A 25,068-nucleotide genomic window follows, 5' to 3' on the forward strand; every position below is an offset into this window, starting at 1 on the left:
CGCTGCCGCAGGGGCAGCCGGGATCAGAAAGCGTAGTTGACGCGGACGCGCAGGCCGATGTTCTTGGCCATGTCCGTGCCCTTGGCGTACGAAGCCGCAGGGGTGATCGTGGCGCCCGTGTCGAACAGCGGCAGGCTGTAGGCTGCGTAGAACGTGTTGTCCTTCTTGGAGCCGTTCTTGTCCATGATGTAGCCAACGCCGGCCGGGCCGAACGTGCCGTTCAGGCCGAAGCTGGAACCCTTGACGTCATTGACCTTGCCCGAACCGTAGCTGGCGTTCAGGCCAACACCAGCCATGGTGGTGCCGATGGTGATGCCTGCGCCGCTGACCTTCTGGCCCGCAGCGTTCTTGCCGTTTTCCAGGCCGACCTTGGCCGAGAAGCCGTTCATGCCGAAGCTGACGACCGGGCGGATGCCGGTGTTCTTGGCAGCAGCCATGACGCCCAGTTCGAAGCCGATGCCGTTGCCGGCGTTCAGGGTCAGCGCAGCGTGTGCATCGCTGGTGCGGCCACGGAAGGCGTTGGTCTTGTAGCCGGCCGCAGCGCCGCCGTCTTCGACGATGACGTCCTTGCCAGCCGGGAACAGGTCAGCAGCTTCGAAGCGGCCCAGCTTGATGTCGCCAGAGGCATTGCCCATCTGGACCCACATGTCGTCCACCGTGGTGGCGCCGCCCTTGCCGGCGATCAGGCTGGCGCGGCCAGCAACGAAACCACCGCCCTTGTCGGTCTTCGAGAAGGCGTTGAGTTCAACGCGGCCGCTTTGGCTGGCACCACGGCCATTGTTCTGGTACGTGGTGTCCAGTTCGATGTTGGCATCCCAGCCGACAGCGGCGAAAGCCGGAGCGGAGATCAGGGCGGCAATGGCCACGGCGAATTGGGTTTTGCGGATCATGGTCAGACTCCTCTTTCGTTGCGGGAAGATGGTCGAATACTCGACCTTGGGTGACGAACATTAGCAACTAATCAAATTTGGTTTACCTAAGGTTGACCCTTGGTTCGTCAAACTTGTAGCTTCAGTGCAACATCCGATCGGTGCCTGAATTGTGTGCCGTGCGGTCAGGGCATGAAAGCGGGGCACGTTCAAGCAACAGTCGGGTTACGTCGGGTTTCTTGCCCGTGCCACCGTGCCTTGACAGGGTTTTACAGGGGCGACGTAAACGTTTGCGTTTTTACATCAAGTTGATTTAGCTGGAAACCTAGGGAACATCCTTGTCGCGATTACGCGACGTTACAGCGCCACCATCCATTCATGGGCCGGGTCGTTCTTGAAATGCCAGAGGCGTCCGGGGCCGGCCATGACATTCAGGTAGTACAGGTCGTACCCATGTGGCGCCACACAGGGGTGATACCCGCGGGGAACCATCACGACGTCGTGGTTTTCCACCGCGCAGGCCTCGTCGATACTGCGGTCGTCGGTATAGACACGCTGAAATGCAAAGCCTTGGGGCGGATTCAGGCGGTGGTAATAAGTTTCCTCCAGCAGGGTTTCCTCGGGGGCGGCGTCGCGGTCGTGCTTGTGCGGTGGGTAACTGCTGGAGTGGCCGGCTGGCGTGATCACTTCCACCACCAGCAGGTGGTCGGCCGTCGGGTCGTCCTGGGGCAGGATGTCGCAGACGTGGCGCGTGTTCGAGCCCTTGCCGCGCACGCTGCGGCGCATCGTGCTGCCGTCGATCCGGCGCACCGCCTTGCCGCCCTTCGACGGCGCCGTGCACAGCGCGACCTCGCTGTCCCGCGAGGCGGTGACGGTCAGCGTCTGGCCTCCGGGCACGTACAGCGCGTCCGGCGACTGCTCGGCGAACACGCTGTCGCGCGAGCCCAGCCCCGCGAACACGGTGTCGCCGACCTGCACTTCCACGGTGCCGGTCAGCACCACGAGGCACAGTTCGCGTGCGCCGGTGGTGATCGTTTCCTGGTCGCCCGCGGCCAGGCGCAGCGCGCGGAAGCCCACGTGCGTCCAGCCGGCACGTTCAGGCGTGATCTCGCAGATTTCCCGGCCTGCGGCGGCCTTGACTAACAAGCTCATGGGGTGTCCTGGGGGTGCGGTCGGAGGTTCGGCGGGTCAGGCGCTCAGACGGTCCACGATCGCGCGCAGCGTGTCGTGGCCCTTCTTTGCATAGGCGTAGCTGGGGGCGACGGCCGGATCCTGCTCGGCTTCCACCACCAGCCAGCCCTCGTAGCCGGCCTCCTTCAGCGTGGTCAGCACGGCGTCGTAGTCGATCACGCCGTCGCCCGGCACCGTGAAGGTGCCGTTGATGACGCCGTGGAGGAAGCTCCAGCCGTCGTTGCGCGCTTGCGTGATGACGGCGGGCCGCACATCCTTGCAATGCACATGCACGACACGTGCCAGGTGCTTCTTCAGCGGCACGAGCGGGTCGGTGGCGCCGCCGAAGTAGGCGTGGCCGGTGTCGTAGAGCAGGAAGACCTTGGCCGGATCAGTCAGCGCCATGAGCTGGTCGATGTCGGCGGGGGACTCCACATACGCGCCCATGTGGTGGTGGTAGGCGAGCCGGATGCCATAGGTGTCGATCAGGTGCTGGCCGAAGGCGTTCAGGCGCTCGGCGTAGGCCTGCCACGCGGCGGCGTCGCGGAAGGTCGGGCGCTTGCCCACGGGCGTGTCGATCTGGCCCTGCACGGTGCCGGCGCACTCGCCGTAGACGACGACCTTGGCGCCGTTGTACTGGAGCTTCTCCATGTGCGCGACGCAGCGGGCGACCTCGGCCTCGACCGTGTCCTCGGCCAGGAAACCCGAGTACCAGCCCGAGACGCAGGCCACGCCGAATTCGTCCAGCTTGGCCTTCAGGCCGGGGCCGTCCTTGGGGAACTTGTTGCCGAGTTCGAAGCCTTCGTAGCCGATCTCGGCACCTTCCGAGAGGGCGGTTTCGAGCGGTGTTTCGCCGCCGAGGGCGGGCAGGTCATCGTTCATCCAGGAGATGGGGTTGATGCCGATGCGGACGTTCCAGGTCATGTGCGGTTCCAGTGATTCGGGTTCAATCGATGACGATCGGGTTCAGTGAAATTGTTTTTTCTTGGCTTCGACGTAGCGAGCCTGAGCGGCCATCGCGTCGGGGCGCGGCGAGACTTCCGGCAGCGCGACCTCCCACCACGTCCCGCCGTCGTCCGTCGTGCGGCGATGCGTCGTGTCGATGACGAGCACCTGCGACTTCGTGGCCGCGCGGGCGCGCACCAGCTCGCGGCGCAGCTCGGCGACATCCTGGACGTGGACCGCCTCGGCGCCCATCGAGCGGCCGTGCATCGCGAAGTCGATCGATGACGGTTGCCCACCTTCCGGGATGCAGTCGTCGAGCATGTTGTTGAAGCTCGCGCCGCCGGAGTTGACCTGCAGCCGCTCGATGCAGCCGTAGCCGCGGTTGTCGAGGATCACGACGATGATCTTCCGGCCGAGCATCACCGAGGTGGCGAGTTCGGCGTTGAGCATCATGTAGGAGCCGTCGCCGACCAGCACGAAGACCTCGCGCTCCGGCCGCGCCAGCTTCGCGCCGAGCCCGCCCGCGACCTCATAGCCCATGGTCGAGTAGGCGTAGTCCATGTGGTAGTTGCCGGGCAGGCCGCTGCGCCAGAGCTTGTGCAGCTCTGCGGGCAGCGTGCCGGCGGCGCAGACCACGAGGTCGTTCGTGCCGCTGTCCAGCCCCATGTCCGCCGCTGACTCGCGCACCGCGCCGATCACCTCGGCGTCGTAGGGCAGTGTGTCGGTCGGTACGTTCAGCGTCAGCTCGGTCACGCGCGCGACCCAGGCGGCGGCGCGGGCGCGGCTCATGTCGGTCCACGCGGCGTCCGCGCGCCAGTCGCCCAGCGCGGCCGACAACTGCGCGAGCCCAGCGCATGCGTCGGCGACCAAGGCTTGCCCGCGCTTCTTGCCGGCGTCGAAGGGCTGCACGTTCAGGCTCAGCAGCTTCGCGTGGCTGAACAGCGAATGCGAGCCGGTGGTGAAGTCCTGCAGCCGCGTCCCCACCGCGAAGACCACGTCGCACTCGGCCGCCGCCGCGTTGGCCGCGGGCGAGCCGGTGACGCCGATCGCGCCGAGGTTGAGCGGGTGGTCCCAGGCGAGGCTGCCCTTGCCGGCCTGCGACTCGACGACCGGGATGCCGTGTGCGTCCGCGAAATCGCGCAGCGCGGCCCACGCCTGGCTGTAGAGCACGCCGCCGCCGGCCACCAGCATCGGCTTGCGTGCGGTCTTCAGCAGCGCGACCGCGTCGTCCAGCTCGCGCTGCTCCGCGGGCGGGCGCCGGAAGCGGATCACGGCCGGCTCGAAGAACTCCGCCGGCCAGTCAAACGCGAAGGTCTGCACATCCTGCGGCAGCGCCAGGCACACCGGCCCGCACTGCGCCGGATCGGTCAGCACCTGGATCGCCCGCGGCAGCGCCACCAGCAACTGCTCGGGTCGCGTGATGCGGTCGAAGTAGCGGGTCACCGGGCGGAAGCAGTCGTTGGCGCTGATGTCGCCCTGCTCGAAGTCCTCGACCTGCTGCAGCACCGGGTCCGGCAGCCTTGTGACGAACACATCGCCCGGCAGCAGCAGCACCGGCAGCCGCCCGACGTGCGCCAGCGCCGCCGAGGTCACCATGTTGGTGGCGCCGGGGCCGATGCTGGAAGTGACGGCCATGATGCGCTGGCGGAAGTTCGCCTTGGCGTAGGCAATCGCCGCGTTGGCCATGCCTTGTTCGTTGTGGGCGCGGTAGGTGGGCAACTGCGCGCGCACCTGGTGCAGCGATTCGCCCAGGCCGGTCACGTTGCCGTGGCCGAAGATCGCGAAGGCGCCGCCGACGTAGGGGACGACCTCGGTACGGCCGTCCACGTGGGTGAATTCCACGCGCAGCGCAGCGAGGTAGCGCACCAGCGCCTGGCTGACGGTGAGTCGGATGGTGTTGGACATGGGCTTGGACATGGTGTTCAGACGGCCTGGCGGCGCTTCCAGGCGTCCACGAGGGTGGCGAAATTCCGGGCCACCGTGTCGATGAAGCCCGCGTCGTCGATCTCGCCGCGCAGCCACTGCTGCGAGGCTTCGACCCACAGTGTGCGGCCGACCATGAAGCCCTTGACGATGGGGTTGGTGGCGTGGGCGAAGCTGTCGGCGAGGTACTGCAGCGGCTGGTTCAGGCCGAGGATCACCGCGCCGCGGCAATGCGGATCGCGCTCGGCGACCAGCGCGGCGAGCTGTGTCCAGCCGTCGGCGCTCATCGGCGCGAGCTTCCACCACTCGGGCTTCACGCCCAGGTTGTAGAAGCGCTTGACGGCGCGCAGCACGGCCGCGTCCTCGGTGCCGGCCGGCGTCATGGCCTTCGGCGGGATGATCTCCAGCAGCAACTCGTTGCCGCTCTCGCGGGTGGCTTCCCAGAGTTCGAGCACGCGCTGCTCCTGCTCCAGGCGCAGCGCGGTGTCGTCGTCCGGGTGGTAGTGGACGAGGCACTTGACCACCTGCTCGGTTGGCCAATGGATCAGCGACGTGCCGATCGAGCGCGTGCCGTCGAAGCGCAGCGGGCGCGACCCCGGCAGCTCCACCGGCCGCCCGACCCACCAGCCGCGCCCCGTGGCACTCGCCAGCGCGTCGCGGCCGTAGTCGCCGCCGTCGATCAGCACGCCGACGTGGCCCTGCAGCTGGTGGCTGCGCTCGACCTGCTCGGCGGCGCGCACCAGCAGCTTCTTCAGCGCGGGGATGCGGCGTTCGTCGGCGCCGGCTTCGCGGGCGAGGTCGTGGAACTGGCTGCGGTGGTCAAACGCCATCACGCAGAGTTCGTTCCACACCGGGCGCGCGGGGGCGGTGACGCGGTGCAGGTGGGCGAGCTGGGCGTCGGCATCGACCTTGGGATTGCGGCTGCCGCTGAACCAGTGCGCCAGCTCGGCGGGTGTCGGCATCGCGGCCGAGCAGGCGTGGCGCGAGACCACGATGGCGCCGCAGGCGTTGGCGATGCGCGTCGATTCGGCCCAGTCCTTGCCCTGCAGCAGCCCGGTCATCAGCCCTGACAGGAAGGCGTCGCCCGCGCCCAGCACGTTCAGCACCTCGACCCGCTCGCCGCGGAAGGTCGGCGCGTCCTCGATCGCCGCGGGAATGTCGCCCTCGATGACGCAGCAGCCCGCCGCACCACGCTTGACCACCAGCTTGGCCGCCGACACAGAGCGCACCGCCCGCAGCGAGGCCATCAGGTCGTCCGGGTGGCCGCCCGCGATGAAGAACTCTTCTTCGGTGCCGACCAGCAGGTCGAACTCGCCGAGCACCTGCTGGAGCTGGCGCGTCACGTTGGCGTTGTCCACGAAGCGGTTCTCGCCCGCGCCGCGGGAGGTCAGGCCCCACAGCACCGGCCGGTAGTCGATGTCGAGCACGCGCATCGCGCCATGGCGTCGGGCGAAGGTCAGCGTGGTGAGGGCGGCTTCGCGGGTGGTGGGCGTGGACAGGTGCGTGCCGGTGATGGCCAGCGCGCGGCAGCCCTTGATGAAGTCCTCGGAAATCTCGTCGGCGCGGATCGCCATGTCGGCGCAGTTCTCGCGCACGAACAGCAGGGGGAAGGTGTCGCGGTCCTTCAGGCCGAGGATCACCAGCGCGGTCAGGCGCTCGGGGTCGGTCTGCAGCTGGCTGACGTCACAGCCTTCGCGCTGCAGCGTCTCGCGCAGGAAGTGGCCCATCTGCTCGTTGCCGACGCGCGAGACCATCGCGCTGCGCAGTCCGAGCCGCGCCACGCCGAAGGCCAGATTGCCGGACGAGCCACCGAGGTACATCGCCATGCTGCGGGCCTCTTCGAGGCGGCTGCCGAACTGCTGGGCGTAGAAATCGACCGCGACCCGGCCCAGGCAGGCCAGGTCGATCGGGCGATCGGAGGGGAAATTCAAGGTGCTCATCGGGGACGTCCTGCCCGCAAGGGGCATGTGCAGAGGTGTGCCAAGGTTGGCGTCGAGTCTAGAGTCTTCGGAAATTGAATTCCTTAGGTGTATCTACTTAGAAATAATTTTCCATTATTTTGAGGCCCGCCGCTACAGTGGCGGCGTGTTGAGCCGTGCTGCACGGTGCGATCAACCACTCCACCCGGGTGGCGTCCAGTCGCCCTGTCTGTCATACATAGAGGAGACCGAGATCATGAAGAAACTGCTGATTGCCGCCGCTGTCGCGGGTTCGCTGGCATCCCCCATGGCCCACGCCCAGAAGATCGGCCTGGCCATGGCCCAGCTCGACACCTTCCTGACCATCCTGAAGAACGGCACGCTGGACGCGGGCAAGAAGGCTGGCGCCACGGTGCAGGTCGAAGACGCCGGCAACGACGTGGGCAAGCAGCTCAGCCAGATCCAGAACCTGATCGCCCAGAAGGTGGACGCGATCATCGTCAACCCGGTCGACACCGACGCGACCCCGAAGATCACCAAGATGGTGACCGACGCCAAGATCCCGCTGGTCTACGTCAACCGCAAGCCGGTCGACTTCGACAAGCTGCCGGCCGGTGTCGCGTTCGTCGCCTCCGACGAGAAGGTCTCGGGCACCGTGCAGACGCAGGAAGTCTGCCGCCTGCTCAAGGGCCAGGGCCATGTGCTGGTGCTGATGGGCGAGCTGTCCAACGAGGCCGCACGCACCCGCACCAAGGACATCGAGGACGTGGTCGCCACGAAGGCGTGTTCCGGTCTGAAGATCGTGGACAAGCGCGAAGGCGCCTGGGACCGCACCAAGGGCCAGGACATCACGACCAACTGGCTGTCCTCGGGTGTGAAGTTCGACGCCATCATCGCCAACAACGACGAAATGGCCATCGGCGCGATCAACGCCCTGAAGGCTGGCAAGAAGTGGACCCCGAACAGCATCGTCGCTGGCATTGATGCCACCCCGGATGCGCTGGCCTCGATGAAGGCCGGTGACCTGAAGGTGACGGTGTTCCAGAACGCCGCCGGCCAGGGTTCGGGCGCCGTGGACGCCGCGCTGAAGCTGATCAAGAAGCAGCCGGTCGAGCGCTTCGTGAACGTGCCGTTCGAGCTGGTGACGCCTGCGAATCTGGCCAAGTACAGCGGCAAGAACTGAGCCGGAACCCCACCTGAAGGTCTGAAGGTTGAAGGTACTTGAGGTTGAGGATGTCTGAGACTGTATTGCTGGAAATCGAGGGCATCCGCAAGGCCTTCCCGGGCGTGGTCGCACTGGACAACGTGCGCCTGCGCCTGCGCGCCGGCACCGTTCACGCGCTGATGGGCGAGAACGGTGCCGGCAAGTCGACCCTGATGAAGATCATTGCCGGCATCTACACGCCCGACCAGGGCGAGATCCGCCTGAAAGGGCGGCCGGTGACGCTGCGCGGTCCGCTCGACGCGCTGAACCAGGGCATCGCGATGATCCATCAGGAACTCAACCTGATGCCCTTCATGACGGTGGCGGAGAACATCTGGATCCGCCGCGAGCCGCTCAACCGCTTCGGCTTCGTCGACCACGCCGCGCTGCGCCGGCAGACGCAGGCGCTGTTCGACCGCCTGGCCATCGACCTCGACCCCGAGGCCGAGGTCCGCAGCCTGTCCATCGCCAGCCGGCAGATGGTCGAGATCGCCAAGGCGGTGTCGTTCAACTCCGATGTGCTGATCATGGACGAGCCCACGTCCGCGCTGACCGAGACCGAGGTGGGGCACCTGTTCCGCATCATCCGGCAGCTGCGCGCCCAGGGCAAAGGCATCGTCTACATCACGCACAAGATGAACGAGCTGTTCGAGATCGCCGACGAGGTGTCGGTGTTCCGGGATGGCAAGTACATCGACACCCGGCGGTCCGCCGAGGTCACCCGCGACGACATCATCAAGATGATGGTCGGGCGCGAGGTGACGCAGATGTTCCCCAAGGTGACCGTGCCGATCGGCGAGGTCGTGCTGTCGGTGAAGAACCTCGGTGTCGAGGGCATCTTCGGCGGCGTCACCTTCGACCTGCGGGCGGGCGAGATCCTGGGGCTGGCCGGGCTGGTCGGCTCGGGCCGCTCGAACGTGGCCGAGGCGCTGTTCGGGGTGGTGCCGGCGATGACGGGCGAGATCCGCATCGGCGGCAAGACGGCCACCATCGGCTCGCCGGCGGCAGCGATGCGCCATGGCATGGCCTTCCTGACCGAGGACCGCAAGGACTCGGGCTGCTTCCTGATCCTCGACATCCTGTCGAACATGGAGGCGGCCGTGCTGAGCCAGCGCTATGTGAAGCACGGCTTCGTGCAGCAGGGCGCGTTGCAGCGCGACTGCGAGGCGATGAGCCAGACCCTGCGCGTGAAGACCCCCGGCATGCACGAGGTGATCCAGAACCTCTCCGGCGGCAACCAGCAGAAGGTGCTGATCGGCCGCTGGCTGCTGACGAAACCGAAGATCCTGATCCTCGACGAGCCGACGCGCGGCATCGACGTCGGCGCCAAGGCCGAGATCCACCGCCTGGTCAGCGAGCTGGCGGGGCAGGGCGTGGCCGTGCTGATGATCTCGTCGGAGCTGCCCGAGGTGCTGGGCATGAGCGACCGGGTGATGGTGATGCACGAGGGCCGCATGACCGGCATCGTCGACCGCGCCGAGGCCGATCAGGTCCGCATCATGGAACTGGCCTCGCAGTGAACAAACCCACCGAACAAGACAAGTTCGACAGATTCGACAAGTTGGAGAAGAGCCATGTCCGTTGGTAATCCGAGCGTGGGCGCGCAGTCCATGACCTTCAAGCCGTCCAGGCGCAAGTGGCCGCCCGAGCTGGGCATCTTCCTGGTGCTGGTCGGCATCAGCCTGTTCTTCGAGGCGCTGGGCTGGTGGGTCAATGGCCAGAGCTTCCTGATGAACCCGGAGCGGCTGCAGATCATCATCCTGCAGATGGCGGTGATCGGCATCATCGCCATCGGCGTGAACCTGGTCATCATCACCAGCGGCATCGACCTGTCTTCAGGCTCGGTGGTGGCGGCGGCGGCGGTGGTGTCGGCCAGTCTGGCGCAGGTGTCGGACTTTCCGCGTGCCGTCTTCCCGCACCTGACCGACCTGCCGATGGTCTGGCCGCTGCTGGCGGGGACCACGATCGGTCTGCTGATCGGCCTGCTCAACGGCTCGCTGATCGCCTTCACCATGATCCCGCCGTTCATCGCCACGCTGGGCACGATGGTGGCCGCACGTGGCTTCGCCAAGTGGTTCACGGGCGGCATGCCGGTGTCGATGCTGACCGACGACTTCGCCTGGATCGGCTCCGGTGCGGTGCCGGTCTTCATCTTCCTGACGCTCGCGGCGATCTTCCATGTCGTGCTGCGCTACACCCGCTTCGGCAAGTTCACCTACGCGATCGGCGCGAACCGCCAGGCCGCGATCGTCTCGGGCATCAACGTCAACCGGCACCTGATCTGGGTCTACACGATCGCCGGCCTGCTCAGCGGCATCGCCGGCAGCGTGACGGCGGCGCGGGCGATCTCGGGCCAGTCCGGCATGGGCGTGATGTACGAGCTGGACGCGATCGCCGCGGTCGTCATCGGCGGCACCTCGCTGTCGGGCGGCATCGGCCGGATCACCGGGACGCTGATCGGTGTGCTGATCCTGGGCGTGATGACCTCGGGCTTCACCTTCATCCGCATCGATGCGTATTACCAGGAGATGGTGAAGGGGGCGATCATCGTGGCGGCGGTGGTGGCGGATCAGTATCGGCAGCGCAATCGGCGGGGCTGAGACGCCCGCCTCTCCGAGCAGGTGACGGAGTCGAAGAGCCGGCGCAACGCTCATCGCGAGCGATCGGGCAGTGTACGGTCGGCGTGCCCGGTGCCCAGGGATACCCGAACGCCCAGGCGTGGCCGGGCTGCCTAGAATGGCCTCCGATGAACGCCAATGCCCCCAGGATGACTGTCGATCTGCTGCTCAAGCGGATCTCCGACGACTACGAGTCGCTCAGCCGCCAGCTCAAGCTGATCGGCCGCTATGTCGAGCAGCACCGCGACCACCTCGGACTGGAGGGCATCCAGGACGTCGCGGCGCACTGCGGCGTGCAGCCCTCGGCCGTGGTGCGCTTCGCCAAGCACTTCGGCTTCACCGGCTTCACCGAGCTGCAGCGGGTCTTCCGCGACGGCCTGTCGCAGCAGATCGCCCCGGGCCGCAACTACAGCGCCCGCATCCGTGACGTGATCGAGTCCGGTGCGCCCAACCTGAACGCCGCACAGATCGCGCACGAGTTCCTCGGCGGCAGCCTGGCCGGGATGCAGGAGCTGCAGAACACGCTGGACGAGGCCGCCTTCGGGCAGGCGGTCGACCTGCTGGCCGAGACGCAGGCGGTCTGGATCGCGGGCTCACGGCGCTCGTTTCCGGTCGCGGTCTACCTCGACTACGCCTTGCAGCACACCGACAAGCGCATCGGACTGGTCACCGCGATGGGCAGCATGCACGAGGGCCAGATGCGCTCGGTGCGCGCGGGGGACGTGATCATCGCGATCTCGTTCGCGCCCTATGCCGAGGAGACCGTCACGGTCGCGCAGCAGGCGGTGCAGCGCGGGGCGCGGCTCGTCGCCATCACCGACAGCCGCATGAGCCCGCTGGCGCGCGACGCCCAGGTGGCGCTCATCGTGCAGGACAGCGCCACCTTCGGTTTCCGTTCACTGACGGCGACCATGGGCCTGGCGCAGAGCCTGTTCATCGCGCTGGCTTACCGGCTGGAGCTGCCGTACCGGCCGACCCAGGCCGCCACGCGTGCCGGGTACGCTTCCTCGACCTGATGCGGCGTCACTCCGCCGGCATCGGCTGCCCGTCCTTGAGGCGCAGCCAGCCACGCGCGATCCGGTAGATCGCCCACACGCCGAGCAGGAACATGCCCAGCGGCAGTGTCGCGAACCCGACCAGCAGGGCCATCAGCGGAATCGACACCACCAGCACCACGAGCGACCAGATCAGCGCGATCCAGAAGGTGCGGATCACCCAGTCGATGTGGGACGACAGCCAGGTGTTCTCGACCTTGCTGCGTTCGATGTAGCTCAGCACCACCGCGATGATCGACGGCCAGCCGAACAGGAAGGAGCCGAGCACGGTGGCTGCACCGAACGCCCCGAGGCCCAGACCCAGCGCGTGCAGCCCGTAAATGATGTGCAGCATGCGCGTCGAGCTGTTCAGCCCGTCGTCCTGGATGATCACGTCGTTCATGGCCGCAGCCTCCGATGCTGGTGAGGGTCCGATGGGATGTGAAAACTTTAACGCAATCCTTCGATTTCCGCGCCTGATTGCGCCAGAAACTGTCCCCGTGCTGCCGCAGTGATGGCCATGACACAGGGATGCGTGATGCGCCGCTCGACCGAGATCGCGTAGAACGCCTCCACCAGCGTCGGCGAGCGTCCCACCACCTCGACGCCGTATTGCGCGCAGGTCTGCGCCTCCAGCACCGTCGGCGACATGAACACGCCCCGGCCCTCGGCACCGAAGGCCTTCAGCAGCGCCGCGTCGTCGAATTCGCCCACCCGCCTGGGACGCACGCCCTGTTCGCCCAGCCAGCCATCGAGCCGCTGGCGCATCGCCGAGGCTGCGCCCTGGATCAGCATCGGCGCGCCGTCCAGGCACTGCGGAAACGTCCCCTGCAGCGTTGCCTTCAGCGCGGACGTGGCGAAGAAGCTCATGGCGGTCGTGCCCAGCGGGTGGCTGTAGGCCTTGACGCTCAGGTTCGGCCCCATCGGCTCGTCGGCGATCACCAGGTCCAGCCGGTGCACGGCCAGCTGTGCCAGCAGGTCCGCGAGCGTGCCTTCGTGGCAGATCAGCCGCACCGGCTCGGGGCCGTCGAGCGCGGGCTCCAGCAGGCGGTAGGCGATGGACTTGTGCACCTGGTCGGCGATGCCCACACGGAACTCGGGCAGCGTCCGGGCGCGGCGTGCCGACCCGATCGCCGCCTCCAGTTCCGCGCCGAGCGTGAAGATCTGGTCGGCGTAGCCGAGCGCGGTCCGGCCGTCATCGGTCAGCTCCAGCCCGCGTCCGCGCTTGCGGAACAGCGCGCAGCCGAGGCTGTCCTCCAGCAGCTTGATCTGGGTGGACAGGGTCTGCGGCGTGGTGTGGATCTGCTCGCTGGCACGCATCACGCCGCCGGCCTTGGCCGTGGCCCAGAAGTAGTACAGGTGCCTGTAGTTCAGCTCAGTCGCCCAGCAGCGACAGGTTGCGCACGGCGCCCTTGTCCGCCGAGGTGGCCAGCAGCGCATAGGCCTTCAGCGCCGCCGAGACCTTGCGCGGACGCGGCAGGGCCGGCTTCCAGCCCTTGGCATCCTGCTCGGCGCGGCGGACGGCGAGTTCCTCGTCCGACACCAGCACGTTGATCGAGCGGTTCTTGATGTCGATGCGGATGCGGTCGCCCTGGCGCACCAGACCGATCGCGCCGCCGGCCGCCGCTTCCGGCGAGCAGTGGCCGATCGACAGGCCCGAGGTGCCGCCCGAGAAGCGGCCGTCGGTCAGCAGCGCACACGCCTTGCCCAGCCCCTTCGACTTGATGTAGCTGGTCGGGTAGAGCATTTCCTGCATGCCCGGGCCGCCCTTCGGGCCTTCGTAGCGCACGATCACGATGTCGCCGGCCTGGACCTTGTCGGCCAGGATGTCGGCGACGGCCTCGTCCTGCGACTCGGTCACGTAGGCCGAGCCTTCGAACACCATCAGGGCGTCATCGACACCGGCCGTCTTCACCACGCAGCCGTCGAGCGCGATGTTGCCGTGCAGCACGGCGAGGCCGCCTTCCTGCGAGAAGGCGTGTTCGCCGGAGCGGATGCAGCCTTCGGCGCGGTCGAGGTCCAGGCTCGGCCAGCGGGTGTCCTGGCTGAAGGCGACCTGGGTCGGGATGCCGGCCGGACCCGCCAGGTAGAAATGCTTCACCGCGTCGCTCGGGTTGCGGGCGATGTCCCACTGGTCGAGCGCGTCCTTCATCGTCGGTGCGTGGATGGTCGGCACGTCGGTGTGCAGGCGGCCGGCGCGGTCGAGTTCACCGAGGATGGCCATGATGCCGCCCGCGCGGTGCACGTCCTCGATGTGGTACTTCTGCGTGTTCGGTGCGACCTTGCAGAGCTGCGGCACGACGCGCGAGAGGCGGTCGATGTCGGCCATCGTGAAGTCGATCTCGGCCTCCTGGGCGATGGCCAGCAGGTGCAGGATGGTGTTGGTCGAGCCGCCCATCGCGATGTCGAGCGTGATCGCGTTCTCGAAGGCCTTGAAGCCCATCGCGCGCGGCAGCACCGAGGCATCTTCCTCTTCGTAATACCGCTTGCACAGGTCCACCGCCATGCGGCCGGCGCGCTTGAAGAGCTGTTCCCGGTCGGCGTGCGTGGCGAGCACGGTGCCATTGCCCGGCAGCGCCAGGCCCAGTGCCTCGGCCAGGCAGTTCATCGAGTTGGCGGTGAACATGCCCGAGCAGGAGCCGCAGGTCGGGCAGGCCGAACGCTCGACCTGCGCGACGGTCTCGTCCGAGACGCTGGAGTCGGCGGCCATCACCATGGCATCGACGAGGTCGAGCTTCTTGAACTCCATGATGTGTGTCGTGGGATTCGCCAGCTTGGTCTTGCCCGCTTCCATCGGGCCACCGGAGACGAAGACCACGGGAATGTTCAGGCGCATCGCGGCCATCAGCATCCCCGGCGTGATCTTGTCGCAGTTGGAGATGCACACCAGCGCGTCGGCGCAGTGGGCATTGACCATGAACTCCACCGAGTCGGCGATCAGCTCGCGGCTGGGCAGCGAGTACAGCATGCCGTCGTGGCCCATCGCGATGCCGTCATCGACGGCGATGGTGTTGAATTCCTTGGCGACGCCGCCCACCGCTTCGATCTCGCGGGCCACCAGCTGCCCCAGGTCCTTCAGGTGCACGTGGCCGGGCACGAACTGGGTGAAGGAGTTGGCGATGGCGATGATCGGCTTGCTGAAATCGCCATCCTTCATGCCGGTGGCGCGCCACAGGGCACGGGCACCGGCCATGTTGCGGCCGGCGGTGGAGGTCTTGGAACGGTAGGCGGGCATGGGCAGCTCTCGGGATGGGGGGCCGAACGGGCGGGGGTGTGATTCTGGCCCAGTCGGCGGGTCCGGTGGCACCTGGGGGTGCGGACCAGCTGGAAGTGGCGGTGGTTTCTGGAGAGACACTTCTGTTTAAAGGAAGTGAATATTCTATTTATTCGACTATACGCGAAGTGTCGGAACCCCTAGATTCCGACCATGGAATTCCTCTTCGACCCCAATCTCTGGATCGCTTTCGCGATGTTGACCACCCTGGAAATCGTCCTGGGCATCGACAACATCATCTTCATCTCCATCCTCGTCGGCCGGCTGCCACCCGAGCAGCGGGACTTCGCACGGCGACTCGGCCTGGGCTTCGCGATGGTGTCGCGGCTGCTGCTGCTGTTCTCGCTGAGCTGGGTGATGGGCCTGAAGGAAGACCTCTTCACCGTGCTGGGCACCGGCATCAGCGGCCGTGACCTCGTGCTGCTCGGCGGTGGCCTGTTCCTGCTCTACAAGGCCACGCACGAGATCTTCGTCGAGGTCGAGGCCCGCGAGGAAGATGGCCCGCCACCGGCAGACGCTGCCGCGATGAAGGCGGCTGGCCAGCGCGCGCTGTGGGCGACGATCGGCCAGATCGGTGTGATCGACATCGTCTTCTCGCTGGACTCGGTGATCACCGCGGTCGGCATGGTCGACCAGCTCGGCGTGATGGTGGCGGCCGTGATCGCGGCGGTCGGTGTGATGCTGTTCGCAGCCAAGCCGATCGGCGACTTCGTGGATGCCCACCCGTCGGTCAAGGTGCTGGCGCTGGCCTTCCTCGTGATGGTGGGCATGGCGCTGACCGGCGAGGCGCTGGACCTGCACATTCCGAAGGGTTACCTGTACGCCGCGATGGCCTTCTCGCTCGGTGTGGAGGCCCTCAACATCCGCGCCCGTGCCAAGCGCCAGCGCATCCGCGAGGCAGCGGCCCGGGACGCGGCGACCGCCTCCGCCTGACCTGCGCGACCTGGGCCGGCGTCAGAATCCGCCGACCGGCCCAGGTACACCAGGGTGGCGGCGGTTGACCGTGACCTTCATCTCGTCCGGCAGCGGCGTGGTCTGGCCAGCATCGTGCTGCACCACCCGTTCGCCCGAGGCCGCCGCCGCGGGCACCGCTGCCCGCTCGGCCAGTCGCGCCGAGCGGGCATCCGCCATGCGCTGGCGGACCTCTTCTGCCGGGCTCACCGGTAGCGTGTAGAGCACCGGCCCTTCGGCCAGGCCCAGCGTGACCGCCTCCGCGGTGACCCCACGCAGCCGCAGCGCCGATCCGGCCACGGCCGTGCCTTCGGTCTGGGCCTGCAACTGACCATCCAGCAACAGCGTCGCCTGCGGTGGCCAGGCGTCCGGCTGGGTCGATACCAGCACGATGCCCGGTGGCAGCGTGGCCGGCAACTGACCGACCGCTGCTGGCGTCGGCGCAGGTCGGTCGGTCGAGGCTGACGCCGCAAGGGGCCGGACCGCCAGGTCCGCGCTGGCGGCAGCGCCTTGCGCAACCGCCGGCGCATCGCCCGGCGCGTACAGATCGCGCAGACAGACGCCGACTCCCCCCACCGCAACCAGTGTCGCCAGCAGGGCGACAAGCCGCCGTGCGGGCGATGCCGGCCGGGCCGGAACGGATGGTTTTCTTGCTTGCATGGGTATCCCGCTGTCTCTTGACAAGAGTCATTTTCCTTTTGGCAATTTTCATGCGAATGGCCGACTTTGGTGCCGATCCGGCCCACCTGAACGCATGATGAAGGTGCGGGGGATGTGTTTCGATGAACGCAACCTTGGCCTCGTGCTTTGTTAAGATGAATCAGGATGTAAATTTGTAAACAAAAGAAAACTATTTCATGGCTTCCCCGGATTGGTTCGTGCGGCTTGTTCCAGCCTTGTTGCTGGCGGTGGCATTCCTGGCTGCCCCGGCGCACGGGCACCTGCCCGCCGCGGGCTCCGATGCCACGGCCGCGGTGCGGCGCAGCGAGCAGCGCTACCAGATCCCTGCGGTGAAGGTGCTCACCGCCGACGGCCGGGCGCAGGCACTGCGGCCCTTGATCGACGACGGTCGGCCCGTGGTGCTGACCTTCCTCTACACGTCCTGCACCACGGTCTGTCCCGTGACCAGCCACGTGATCGACGAATTCGTGCGCGCCCTCGGCCCCGAGGCACTACAGGTCAACGTCGTGTCGGTGTCGATCGACCCGGACCACGACACCGTCGCCCGCCTCGCCGAACACGCCCGCAGCCGGGGTGCCCGGGGCACCTTCGTCACGGGTGATCCGCAGTCTTCGGAGACCGTGCAGCGTGCCTTCGATGCCTGGCGCGGCGACAAGATGAACCACGACGCGGTGATCTTCCTGCGCGCGCCGGCCAGTCCGGTCTGGGTCCGGCTGGACGGACTCGTCAGCCCGCGCCGCCTGCTGGACGAATACCGCCGGCTCAAGCCCGCGTGACCCTGCCTTCCCCCGCATCCCCGAGACCAGCGAGACCGCCATGCCCGACCACGCCGACACGCCCCGCACCAGCCGCCGCCATTTCCTCCGCTGCACTGCCGGCACCGCCGCGGTGACGGCCTCGCTGTCCTTCGCGCCAGGCCGTGCGCTGGCGGCGGTGCAGGGCACCAATTCCCGCTGGGCGGTGACCTCCGATCCGGCGCTGTGGCAACAGGCCTGGGCGCGTCGCTTCACCAACGTGCTGCCCAACCCGCTGGCCGCGGCCGGCCTCTACAAGCCCACCGTCGGCGCGTCTGACTACACCATCGGTGCCGGCCAGGCCACTGCGGACGTGCTCGGCGTGCCCGGCATCACCACCACCATCTGGGGTTATGCCAACCAGGAAACCGGCCCCACCTTCCCGGGCCGCACGCTGCAGGCCAGCAAGGGTGTGCCGATCACCGTGCACTGGGTGAACCGCCTCGTCAACGCCAGCGGCCAGGCGCTGCCGCACCTCCTGCCCGTCGACCAGACGATGACGATCCAGACGCCGACCACCGGCGTGCCGCTGGCGGTGCACCACCACGGCAGCAACTCGGCCGCCGAGTTCGACGGCGGCCCCGACCAGTGGGCTACGCCGCTGCGCCGCCAGACCGGGCCGGGCATCAACGGCAACGCGGTGCAGGTCGGCACGGCCGAGGCCATCACCTACGTCTACGACAACAACCAGGAAGCCTCGCTGCACTGGTACCACGACCACGCGGAAAGCCTCACCGGGGTGAACGTGCAGGCGGGTCTGGCCGGGCTCTATGTCGTGCGCGATGCCAACGAGAAGGCGTTGCAGACAGGCTGGAAGATCCCGGCCGCCAAGCACGAGGTCGCGCTGGTGCTGCAGGACCGCACCTTCGACGCCCAGGGCCAGTTCGTCTACTCGGCCAACCCGGCCAACTCGCCCACGCCGCTGCCGGGCAACTTCCCCGCCAACAGCCCGAGCCACATGCCGGAGGTGTTCGGCGACGTCATCCTGGTCAACGGCAAGGCCTGGCCGAGCCTGTCGGTGGAGCCGCGGCCCTACCGGTTCCGCATCCTGAACGGGTCCGACTCGCGCTTCTTCACGCTGAAGAACTCGGCGCCGACCTGGGTGCCGATGCACGTGATCGGTAACGACCTCGGGTTTCTTAACAACCCGGTCGCGGTGGGCGCTGCCGGGCTGACCATCGCACCGGGCGAGCGCTACGACGTGGTGATCGATTTTTCATGGGCGCTGCTGGTGGGGCTGAAGGTCGATCTGCTCAACTCGGCGCCGACGCCATTCCCGCTGGGCGGACCGCCCTCGGCAGGCACGGCCACGGTGATGCGCTTCAACGTCGGCCTGCTGGCCAACCTGCTGGTGCCGAAGTCGCTCATGAGCACGCTGCACACGCTGCGCGGCAGCAACGGCACGCCGGTGCTGGCCGCTTCGGCCGGCGACACGGCCGCGACGCCGGTGCGCCGCATCCTGCTGGGTGAAGGCACCGACGAGTACGGCCGCATCAACCCGATGCTGGGCGTCTACGACCCGACCGGCGCGAAGAACCTCGGCACCCAGGGCTTCAACGACCCGGCCACCGAGACGCCGAAGCTCGGCAGCACGGAGGTCTGGGAGTTCTGGAACACCACGGTCGATGCCCACCCGGTCCACCTGCACCTGGTCAAGTTCCGCATCAAGAACCGCCAGGCCTTCACCGGCACCATCCAGTCCACCGCGATGCGCAATGGCTGGACGGGGGTGCAGCTCCAGCCCGGCGCGACCCTGAGCGGTGCGGCCGTGGCGCCGGCCGCCACCGAGCGCGGCTGGAAGGACACCGTCCTGTGCCCGCCGGGCCAGGTCACGCGCATCGTCATGGCCTTCGACCGCCCCGGCAAGTTCGTCTACCACTGCCACATCCTGTCGCACGAGGACCACGACATGATGCGGTGGTACCAGGTCGCCTGATCAGCGGTTGGCGTTGAGCACTGGCGACATCGGCACCAGCGTGCGGTGATCCGGGGGCGCCCAGCCCTGGATCTGTCCGACTTGTGCAGCCACACGCTGGCCCTGGCCCAGCGACAGCCGCAGGTAGGTGCCGGCTGCGGCGCGGTTGTTGACGCCGGCTTCCAGGCGCTCCAGCACATGCTCGACCGACCAGGCGCCGCGGCTGCGCTGCAGCGCGTCGGTGAAGAAGTAGGCCGCGGCGTAGACCTCGCCCTGCAGTGGCGTGGCCTGCAGCGGGTCCAGGCCGAGGGTGCGCAGCCACGGCTGCAGGCTGGTGACGGCGGTGGCACGCCAGCGCTCCGGCGTGGACCGCAGCGACGCCCAGCGCACCCGCGCCCGCCACGCCGGAGCCAGATCCAGCGCCTCGGCGGGCGCGAGCTGCCCTGACAGCCAGACTGCGGGCAGCGCATCGGCCTGCCGAAGGGCGGCTGGTGGCGCGAGCAGTGCCTGGACCTGCGGCGTCGGCAGCCAGGCGACCACCAGCTCGTTCGCTGCGCCCAGGGGCTGACCCGCAGCGATCGGCTGCACGCGCAGATCCCGCAGTTGCACGTCCGGGCTGCCAGCGGCCAGCGCCGACTGGAAGATCTGCGCGGCACCGTGCCCGGCATCCGAATCGAACCAGACCTGCACCCGCGCAGGCACCGTGCCCAGTGCGGCGACGGCGCGTGCCGCGACCCGTGCTTCGGCGGACAGTCCCTCGGACAGGTAGAGCGCATGGTGCCGTCCGGCCGGTGGCGGCGCCGGTGCAGCATCGACGAGCGGGAAGACACAGGGCAGCGAGGCGGCCTCGCAGAAGGCCTCGACTGGCGTCCACTGTGCCGCCCCGGCGCCGGAGACCACGGCGTACACCGGCTGCTCGGCCAGCCGCTGCTGCAGCTGCGCGGTCCAGCCCGCGGCATCGCCCGTCAGCCGCCAGACGTGCAGCGCCACGCGCACGTCGCCAAAGCGCTGCTGGCGCGCCCAGGCCGACAGCGTGGTCTCGACCGCTTCGCGGCGCGCCGCCGGTGCGTCGGGCGTGACGATGGTGGCGAGGTGCAGCGTGTGGTCCACCAGCCCCCGCAGCGAGGCCCCACCGACCGGGCCGAGCCGCTCCAGCCAGGCGAAGAGATCGGCGACCGCCGCATCGTCCAGCGCGTAACGTGGCATCCACGGTGCCAGCACCCCTCCCGCCGGATCGACGCCGGTGCGCAGTGCCCGCGCGAAACTGTCCGCCGTGTAGGCGGGCCGGCGCTCGGTCCGTGTCCCGGCGATCTCGATTCCCGGCGCGGCACGTCCGACCGCCGCCGTCCGGCCGGGCGCCAGCAGGCTCGCTGCGGTGATCGGCGGCACGCGCAGCCGGCCCTCCTGGTCGCCCATGCCGCTGCGCCGGTGGCACTGCGCACACGCGGCGGCCGGGCCGGTCATGTCCGGCAGATCCGTGCGACGTGCACGCAAGCGGCTGCCATCCGGCAGCCGGCCTTCGAGGTGAATGGCCTGTCCCCGCACAGGATCGCCCGCCTCCGTTGCGCCGGCATGCGCGAAGGGCCATCCGATGGCCAGCAGCAGTGTGGTGACAAGATGTTTCATGCGGTCAGTGTGCCGCAGGGCAGGGATGGGTCACTGTTCAAAAATATGTTCCATGGAAAACACCAATAGAAAAATATTTCCAATATCCGGGTCGCTCGCTATAGTTTCGTCCACGCTCCCACTCCCAAGTCCCCAGGAAACTCCATGAACAACGTAGCCGTCTTTGGCGCCGGTCGCATCGGCCGCATCCACGCTGCCAACCTCGCCAGCCAGCCCGGCGTGACGCTCAAGTCCATCTGCGACCCGGTCGGCGACAGCGCCGCCCAGCTCGCCCAGCAGCTCGGCGCCCAGGTCTCCACCATCGAGGCCGTGCTGGCCGATCCGTCGATCGACGTGGTCGCCATCACCTCGCCCACCTCCACCCACTCCGACCTGATCACCCGCGCCGCCGCTGCCGGCAAGCACATCTTCTGCGAGAAGCCGGTGGACCTGTCGGTGCCGCGCGCCATCGCCTGCGGTGAGGCGGTCAAGGCCGCGGGGGTCGCCTGCATGATCGGCTTCCAGCGCCGCTTCGACCCCACCTTCAACGAAGCCCGCACCCGCATGGACCGCGGCGACATCGGCAACCCCGAGATGCTGATCATCACCAGCCGTGATCCGGGCGCCCCGCCGGCCGAGTACATCAAGGCCTCGGGCGGCATCTTCCGCGACATGCTGATCCACGACCTGGACGTGTTCCGCTGGATCCTGTGCGCGGATGGCGACGAGGCCGAGTGGCTGAGCGCGACCGGCTCGGTGCTGACGGACCCGGCGATCGCTGATCTGGGCGACTTCGACAGCACGGCGGTGACGATCCGCACGAAGCAGGGCCGCCTCTGCCAGATCAACACCACCCGCCGCGCCGCGTATGGCTACGACCAGCGCTTCGAGGTGCTGGGCTCGGCCGGCATGCTGCAGTGTGGCAACCACACGCCCAGCCAGGTCGTGCAGTGGGACGCCAACGGCATCACCGCGGACAAGCCCGAAGCCTTCTTCCTGCAGCGCTACGCGGCGGCCTACAAGCTGGAGATCGCGCACTTCTTCGAGTGCCTGCAGAGCGGCGCGCCGTTCCGCACGACGGTGGCCGATGGGGTGAAGGCGCAGATCCTCGCCGATGCGGCGTCCGAGAGCGCGCACAGCGGCCAGCCGGTGCGCTTCTGAGCGGCCGCAGGCGGTTGGCCGGATTCAGATCACAGCAGCGCGGTCGTATGCCTGGAGGTGCTGGTCGCGTGACCAGATGTAGACCCGGCGTGCTGCGTTCTGGGCACACAGTCGCTTCCAGTCGTGGATGATCGACAAGTCGCCCAGACCACTGCCTCGCCCGGCGTGGTCTGGAAACTCGGCCAGCCACTGGCGCAAGTCGTCGGTGCGCAAGAAGCTGATGGGCTTGAACGGGGACTTGCCCTCCAGTGCCTGTCCGACCTGTGCGACGAACCGCTGCGCGCAGCGTCGGCGCAGCGTGCCGTCACCGACCTGACCGATGTGGTTGCCCGTCTCCAGCACCGTGGTCATTGGCAGGAACAAGGTCTGCCCCTCTTCGATCCGCGTGGCGAGCGCGGACCGGGTTACGGCACAGTGCTGTGACTTGCCCGGCACATCCAGGATCTCGACCAGGACCGAGGTGTCGAGCAGGCAGACCGCGTTCACAGCGGTTCCTCCGCGTCGAGTGCCTTGAGCCAGTCGAGCGCTGCTTGCCGGCGTTGCGCCTCGGTCCGCTGGTCCTTCAGAAAGCGGTCGAGGATGCGCCGGGTCATCAACTGGCCGAGTGGCCCCTGCGCCACCAGTTCCGGGTACCGCTCCAGGTCACCCAGGCGCACCAGTCGGCTGTCTCCCTCCGTCGTGTCCCGGTAGCAGCACACCACATCCCCCAGCGCGGCGTCTGGCAAGGCATCCAGCAGGGCCGGGTTGTGCGAGGTCAGCAGCACACGCAACTGCCGCTCGGCAGCGATGGCCTGAATCTGGCGCACCAGTGTTTCGGCGCGGCTTGGGTGGACGCCGTTGTCGATTTCCTCGATCACGACCAAGGCTCCGATGGGGGCGGTGAGCAGCGCTGCGCCAATCGCCAGCACCCGCAGCGTGCCGTCCGACAGCAACGGCGCATCCACAGTCCGGCTCTGGTGGCCGAAGGTCTCGACCAGCCGCACCATCACGTCACTGCGCTCGGTCTTGATGAACTGCACGTCGCTGATGTCCTGCTCGGGCAGCGAGCGGATGAAATCGAGCAGGCGCGCCTTCTTGCTGTCCGTCTGGCAGATCTGGAACAGCACGGCCGAGAGGTTGCGGCCGTCCTCCTTGATCTGGTCGTCCTTGGTGTAGGCGTAGTCGCGCATCACGGAAGGGCGCGGGTCAAGGAAGACCATGTTGCGCAAGGTTTCCCGCAGCGCCCGTGTCACCAGCGGGATGACACGCTGGGATTCGGAGTGGCTCGCTTCGAAACGTCCGGGTGTTTCGAGCTGGTAGAAGATCGCCTGCCGATTCGAGCAGGGGATGTGCGGCTTGACCCGTCCCCGCTTGAAGTTGTTGTAAGCGATGCTGATCTCGTCGCTGTGCAAGTTGGGGACGCCATCCACCTGGTACAGCGGTACCGTCTGAGCGGCCTGGCTGACCCGTTCCGCCGTGATCGCCAACTGGTCGGCTGGCATGCCGATCGCGATTTCGAAGTCGCTCCAGCCTTCCGGTGCCGCGCTGAAATGCCCCCCCAGGCTCAGGCTGTGCTGCGGATCCCGGAACAGGTCACGTGCCTGGCCGCGCAGCACCGCGTCCCCGCTCTGGATCGAGCGGGCGATGTCATCCAGGCGGCTTCCCTTGGCCAGCCAGTTCAGCAATCGGATGGCTTCGAGCACGTTGCTCTTGCCCGAGGCATTCGAGCCGATCAGGAAGGTCAATGCGGCCAGCGGCAGCGTGGCGTCCTGGTAACTCTTGAAGTTTCTGAGCCGGATGGAAGTCAGCATGGGTTGCCCAGTGATCAGGAGACACGCACTCCGGGATGCCCGGAGGTGCGGTTCCATTTTAGGTTCGGACCAGTTCTCCACCCGCCGTGGCACACGCACCGGCCCCACCGTCCACCACTGAAAGCATCGCACATGGTCACCGAAGTGTTTTCCACGCATTCGACTGTTGACGGCCGCTTGCGCATCGGCATCGCCGGCCTCGGTCGCCTGGGGCGCCGCCACGCCGAAGCGCTGGCGTTTTCCACCCGCCACGTCGATCTCGTGGCGGCCTGCAGCCCCGTCGAGGCCGAGCGCGACTTCGCCGGCCGCGAGCTGGGCATCGCCGCGGATCGGCTGTACAGCGACTTCGACGCCTTCGTCGCCGACCCGAACCTGGACGCCATCGTGCTGGTCACGCCGACCTCGCTGCACGCCGACCAGGCGATCGCGGTGCTGAAGGCCGGCAAGCACGTCTTCATCGAGAAGCCGCTGGCGCTGAACCTGCCGGACTGCGCGCGCGTGCTGGCGGTCGCGGCCGAGCATCCGCAGCAGGTGGCGATGGTCGGTTTCGTGCGCCGCTTCGATCCGAGCTACCGCAACGCAGCGGCGGCGGTCGAGGCGGGCGAGATCGGCCGGCCCTTCCTCGTGCGCTCGCAGACCTGCGACAAGAACGACCCGGACGGCTTCTTCGTGCGGTTCGCGCCCACCTCGGGCGGCATCTTCATGGACTGCAGCGTCCACGACATCGACCTGGCGCGCTGGCTGCTCGGCCGGCCGAAGGCGCTGCGGGCGTTCGCCACCGGCACCATCGTGCTGCACCCCGGCCTGGCCGCGTGCGGCGACGTGGACAACGGGCTGGCGATCGTCGAGTTCGAGGGCGGCGCGCGGGCGGTGTTCTACGCCTCGCGCACGCTGGCGCACGGACACGAGACGACGACCGAGGTGATCGGCACGGCGGGCAAGCTGCTGGTGGGCGAGCACGCGGCGCGGGACCGGGTGATCCGCAGTGACGCGTCGGGTGTCGGCCACGCGGTGCTCGGCGATTTCCACGAGCGCTTCGAGGCGGCGTTCGCGCACGAGATGGCGGCGTTTGTCGCCGCCTGCCGCGGGGTGGCGCCGCTGTCGCTCACGCTGTCGGACGCGATGGAGGCCACCCGCATCGGGCTGGCCATCACGCGCTCGCTGCAGTCGGGGATGCCCGAGGCGGTGTGACTGCCGCGACCGGGCACTCCCCGG

The 25,068-nt window shown here is 67.9% G+C and carries 21 protein-coding genes; 9 read left to right on the plus strand and 12 right to left on the minus strand.

The features are described 5' to 3' along the window. Nucleotides 1-23: 23 nt before the first annotated feature. The 5 genes from BDD16_RS13510 to BDD16_RS13530 all read right to left on the minus strand — a co-directional run bounded on the left by BDD16_RS13510 (nt 24) and on the right by BDD16_RS13530 (nt 6,847). Nucleotides 24-890, minus strand: coding sequence for a carbohydrate porin (locus BDD16_RS13510; RefSeq protein ID WP_179634428.1), 867 nt, complete (start codon nt 888-890; stop codon nt 24-26). 336 nt (nt 891-1,226) lie between these two features. Continuing rightward, nucleotides 1,227-2,021 carry a 5-deoxy-glucuronate isomerase gene (gene iolB, locus BDD16_RS13515; protein ID WP_179634429.1) on the minus strand — a complete coding sequence of 265 codons (795 nt, stop codon included), beginning with the start codon at nt 2,019-2,021 and terminating at the stop codon, nt 1,227-1,229. 36 nt (nt 2,022-2,057) lie between these two features. Beyond that, complete coding sequence (gene iolE, locus BDD16_RS13520) at nt 2,058-2,963, minus strand: myo-inosose-2 dehydratase (protein WP_179634430.1); 906 nt, start codon at nt 2,961-2,963, stop codon at nt 2,058-2,060. Between the two features lie 42 nt (nt 2,964-3,005). After that, complete coding sequence (gene iolD, locus BDD16_RS13525) at nt 3,006-4,889, minus strand: 3D-(3,5/4)-trihydroxycyclohexane-1,2-dione acylhydrolase (decyclizing) (protein ID WP_179634431.1); 1,884 nt, start codon at nt 4,887-4,889, stop codon at nt 3,006-3,008. 17 nt (nt 4,890-4,906) lie between these two features. Further along, nucleotides 4,907-6,847, minus strand: coding sequence for a bifunctional 5-dehydro-2-deoxygluconokinase/5-dehydro-2-deoxyphosphogluconate aldolase (locus BDD16_RS13530; RefSeq protein WP_179634432.1), 1,941 nt, complete (start codon nt 6,845-6,847; stop codon nt 4,907-4,909). A 235-nt stretch (nt 6,848-7,082) separates the two neighbouring features. Between BDD16_RS13530 and BDD16_RS13535 the strand changes: the two genes are divergently transcribed. The 4 genes from BDD16_RS13535 to BDD16_RS13550 all read left to right on the plus strand — a co-directional run bounded on the left by BDD16_RS13535 (nt 7,083) and on the right by BDD16_RS13550 (nt 11,664). Beyond that, on the plus strand, nt 7,083-8,009 hold the full coding sequence (locus tag BDD16_RS13535) for a sugar ABC transporter substrate-binding protein (RefSeq protein ID WP_179634433.1): 927 nt from the start codon (nt 7,083-7,085) through the stop codon (nt 8,007-8,009). 50 nt (nt 8,010-8,059) lie between these two features. After that, nucleotides 8,060-9,550: a sugar ABC transporter ATP-binding protein gene (locus tag BDD16_RS13540; protein WP_179634434.1), complete on the plus strand. Its 1,491-nt coding sequence runs from the start codon at nt 8,060-8,062 to the stop codon at nt 9,548-9,550. Nucleotides 9,551-9,604: 54 nt separating this feature from the next. After that, nucleotides 9,605-10,630, plus strand: a complete 1,026-nt coding sequence (locus BDD16_RS13545; RefSeq protein ID WP_179634435.1) for an ABC transporter permease — start codon at nt 9,605-9,607, stop codon at nt 10,628-10,630. 167 nt (nt 10,631-10,797) lie between these two features. Further along, on the plus strand, nt 10,798-11,664 hold the full coding sequence (locus BDD16_RS13550; protein WP_310732807.1) for a MurR/RpiR family transcriptional regulator: 867 nt from the start codon (nt 10,798-10,800) through the stop codon (nt 11,662-11,664). A 7-nt stretch (nt 11,665-11,671) separates the two neighbouring features. Here the strand turns inward: BDD16_RS13550 and BDD16_RS13555 are convergent, their stop codons facing one another. From BDD16_RS13555 to ilvD, 3 genes are read right to left on the minus strand one after another with little or no spacing between them, the layout of a single operon-like run. After that, nucleotides 11,672-12,085, minus strand: a complete 414-nt coding sequence (locus BDD16_RS13555; protein ID WP_179634437.1) for a DUF4870 family protein — start codon at nt 12,083-12,085, stop codon at nt 11,672-11,674. Between the two features lie 47 nt (nt 12,086-12,132). Further along, on the minus strand, nt 12,133-13,056 hold the full coding sequence (gene nhaR, locus BDD16_RS13560; RefSeq protein WP_179636150.1) for a transcriptional activator NhaR: 924 nt from the start codon (nt 13,054-13,056) through the stop codon (nt 12,133-12,135). A 1-nt stretch (nt 13,057) separates the two neighbouring features. Further along, nucleotides 13,058-14,917, minus strand: coding sequence for a dihydroxy-acid dehydratase (gene ilvD / locus BDD16_RS13565; protein WP_179634438.1), 1,860 nt, complete (start codon nt 14,915-14,917; stop codon nt 13,058-13,060). Between the two features lie 192 nt (nt 14,918-15,109). Between ilvD and BDD16_RS13570 the strand changes: the two genes are divergently transcribed. Then, a complete protein-coding gene (locus BDD16_RS13570; RefSeq protein ID WP_179634439.1) occupies nt 15,110-15,889 on the plus strand; it encodes a TerC family protein in 780 nt (259 codons plus the stop codon). A gap of 21 nt (nt 15,890-15,910) precedes the next feature. Here BDD16_RS13570 and BDD16_RS13575 read toward each other — a convergent pair whose 3' ends face one another. After that, entirely contained in the window at nt 15,911-16,567 is a 657-nt protein-coding gene (locus tag BDD16_RS13575; RefSeq protein ID WP_179634440.1) for a hypothetical protein, read from the minus strand. 197 nt (nt 16,568-16,764) lie between these two features. Between BDD16_RS13575 and BDD16_RS13580 the strand changes: the two genes are divergently transcribed. Together BDD16_RS13580 and BDD16_RS13585 are read left to right on the plus strand one after the other, a co-directional pair. Further along, complete coding sequence (locus tag BDD16_RS13580) at nt 16,765-17,364, plus strand: SCO family protein (RefSeq protein WP_179634441.1); 600 nt, start codon at nt 16,765-16,767, stop codon at nt 17,362-17,364. Nucleotides 17,365-17,404: 40 nt separating this feature from the next. Then, the gene (locus BDD16_RS13585; RefSeq protein ID WP_179634442.1) at nt 17,405-19,318 is read left to right on the plus strand and encodes a multicopper oxidase family protein; all 1,914 of its coding nucleotides are present in this window, start codon (nt 17,405-17,407) and stop codon (nt 19,316-19,318) included. Here the strand turns inward: BDD16_RS13585 and BDD16_RS13590 are convergent, their stop codons facing one another. Further along, a complete protein-coding gene (locus BDD16_RS13590) occupies nt 19,319-20,923 on the minus strand; it encodes a c-type cytochrome (RefSeq protein WP_179634443.1) in 1,605 nt (534 codons plus the stop codon). Between the two features lie 144 nt (nt 20,924-21,067). Between BDD16_RS13590 and iolG the strand changes: the two genes are divergently transcribed. Continuing rightward, nucleotides 21,068-22,063, plus strand: coding sequence for an inositol 2-dehydrogenase (gene iolG, locus BDD16_RS13595; RefSeq protein WP_179634444.1), 996 nt, complete (start codon nt 21,068-21,070; stop codon nt 22,061-22,063). 24 nt (nt 22,064-22,087) lie between these two features. Here iolG and BDD16_RS13600 read toward each other — a convergent pair whose 3' ends face one another. Then, a complete protein-coding gene (locus BDD16_RS13600; protein WP_179634445.1) occupies nt 22,088-22,549 on the minus strand; it encodes a PIN domain-containing protein in 462 nt (153 codons plus the stop codon). Then, the gene (locus BDD16_RS13605; protein WP_179634446.1) at nt 22,546-23,853 is read right to left on the minus strand and encodes an AAA family ATPase; all 1,308 of its coding nucleotides are present in this window, start codon (nt 23,851-23,853) and stop codon (nt 22,546-22,548) included. Before BDD16_RS13605 ends, BDD16_RS13600 begins: the two co-directional genes overlap by 4 nt. A gap of 132 nt (nt 23,854-23,985) precedes the next feature. On the opposite strand from BDD16_RS13605, the gene BDD16_RS13610 reads away from it, so the two are divergent. Beyond that, nucleotides 23,986-25,044, plus strand: a complete 1,059-nt coding sequence (locus BDD16_RS13610) for a Gfo/Idh/MocA family oxidoreductase (RefSeq protein ID WP_179634447.1) — start codon at nt 23,986-23,988, stop codon at nt 25,042-25,044. Nucleotides 25,045-25,068: the final 24 nt, after the last annotated feature.

This window comes from Sphaerotilus montanus (genome assembly GCF_013410775.1).
Classification (GTDB): Bacteria; Pseudomonadota; Gammaproteobacteria; order Burkholderiales; family Burkholderiaceae_C; genus Sphaerotilus; species Sphaerotilus montanus.

What these genes read in the sequence shown, in the direction of transcription:
- iolE (WP_179634430.1), bottom strand. Translation starts at nt 2,963, where the DNA reads ATGACCTGGAACGTCCGCATCGGCATCAACCCCATCTCCTGGATGAAC.
- BDD16_RS13510 (WP_179634428.1), bottom strand. Translation starts at nt 890, where the DNA reads ATGATCCGCAAAACCCAATTCGCCGTGGCCATTGCCGCCCTGATCTCC.
- BDD16_RS13590 (WP_179634443.1), bottom strand. Translation starts at nt 20,923, where the DNA reads ATGAAACATCTTGTCACCACACTGCTGCTGGCCATCGGATGGCCCTTC.
- BDD16_RS13575 (WP_179634440.1), bottom strand. Translation starts at nt 16,567, where the DNA reads ATGCAAGCAAGAAAACCATCCGTTCCGGCCCGGCCGGCATCGCCCGCA.
- BDD16_RS13545 (WP_179634435.1), top strand. Translation starts at nt 9,605, where the DNA reads ATGTCCGTTGGTAATCCGAGCGTGGGCGCGCAGTCCATGACCTTCAAG.
- BDD16_RS13580 (WP_179634441.1), top strand. Translation starts at nt 16,765, where the DNA reads ATGGCTTCCCCGGATTGGTTCGTGCGGCTTGTTCCAGCCTTGTTGCTG.
- ilvD (WP_179634438.1), bottom strand. Translation starts at nt 14,917, where the DNA reads ATGCCCGCCTACCGTTCCAAGACCTCCACCGCCGGCCGCAACATGGCC.
- BDD16_RS13605 (WP_179634446.1), bottom strand. Translation starts at nt 23,853, where the DNA reads ATGCTGACTTCCATCCGGCTCAGAAACTTCAAGAGTTACCAGGACGCC.
- BDD16_RS13550 (WP_310732807.1), top strand. Translation starts at nt 10,798, where the DNA reads ATGACTGTCGATCTGCTGCTCAAGCGGATCTCCGACGACTACGAGTCG.
- BDD16_RS13585 (WP_179634442.1), top strand. Translation starts at nt 17,405, where the DNA reads ATGCCCGACCACGCCGACACGCCCCGCACCAGCCGCCGCCATTTCCTC.
- BDD16_RS13570 (WP_179634439.1), top strand. Translation starts at nt 15,110, where the DNA reads ATGGAATTCCTCTTCGACCCCAATCTCTGGATCGCTTTCGCGATGTTG.
- BDD16_RS13610 (WP_179634447.1), top strand. Translation starts at nt 23,986, where the DNA reads ATGGTCACCGAAGTGTTTTCCACGCATTCGACTGTTGACGGCCGCTTG.
- BDD16_RS13530 (WP_179634432.1), bottom strand. Translation starts at nt 6,847, where the DNA reads ATGAGCACCTTGAATTTCCCCTCCGATCGCCCGATCGACCTGGCCTGC.
- iolB (WP_179634429.1), bottom strand. Translation starts at nt 2,021, where the DNA reads ATGAGCTTGTTAGTCAAGGCCGCCGCAGGCCGGGAAATCTGCGAGATC.
- BDD16_RS13540 (WP_179634434.1), top strand. Translation starts at nt 8,060, where the DNA reads ATGTCTGAGACTGTATTGCTGGAAATCGAGGGCATCCGCAAGGCCTTC.
- iolD (WP_179634431.1), bottom strand. Translation starts at nt 4,889, where the DNA reads ATGTCCAACACCATCCGACTCACCGTCAGCCAGGCGCTGGTGCGCTAC.
- BDD16_RS13555 (WP_179634437.1), bottom strand. Translation starts at nt 12,085, where the DNA reads ATGAACGACGTGATCATCCAGGACGACGGGCTGAACAGCTCGACGCGC.
- BDD16_RS13535 (WP_179634433.1), top strand. Translation starts at nt 7,083, where the DNA reads ATGAAGAAACTGCTGATTGCCGCCGCTGTCGCGGGTTCGCTGGCATCC.
- iolG (WP_179634444.1), top strand. Translation starts at nt 21,068, where the DNA reads ATGAACAACGTAGCCGTCTTTGGCGCCGGTCGCATCGGCCGCATCCAC.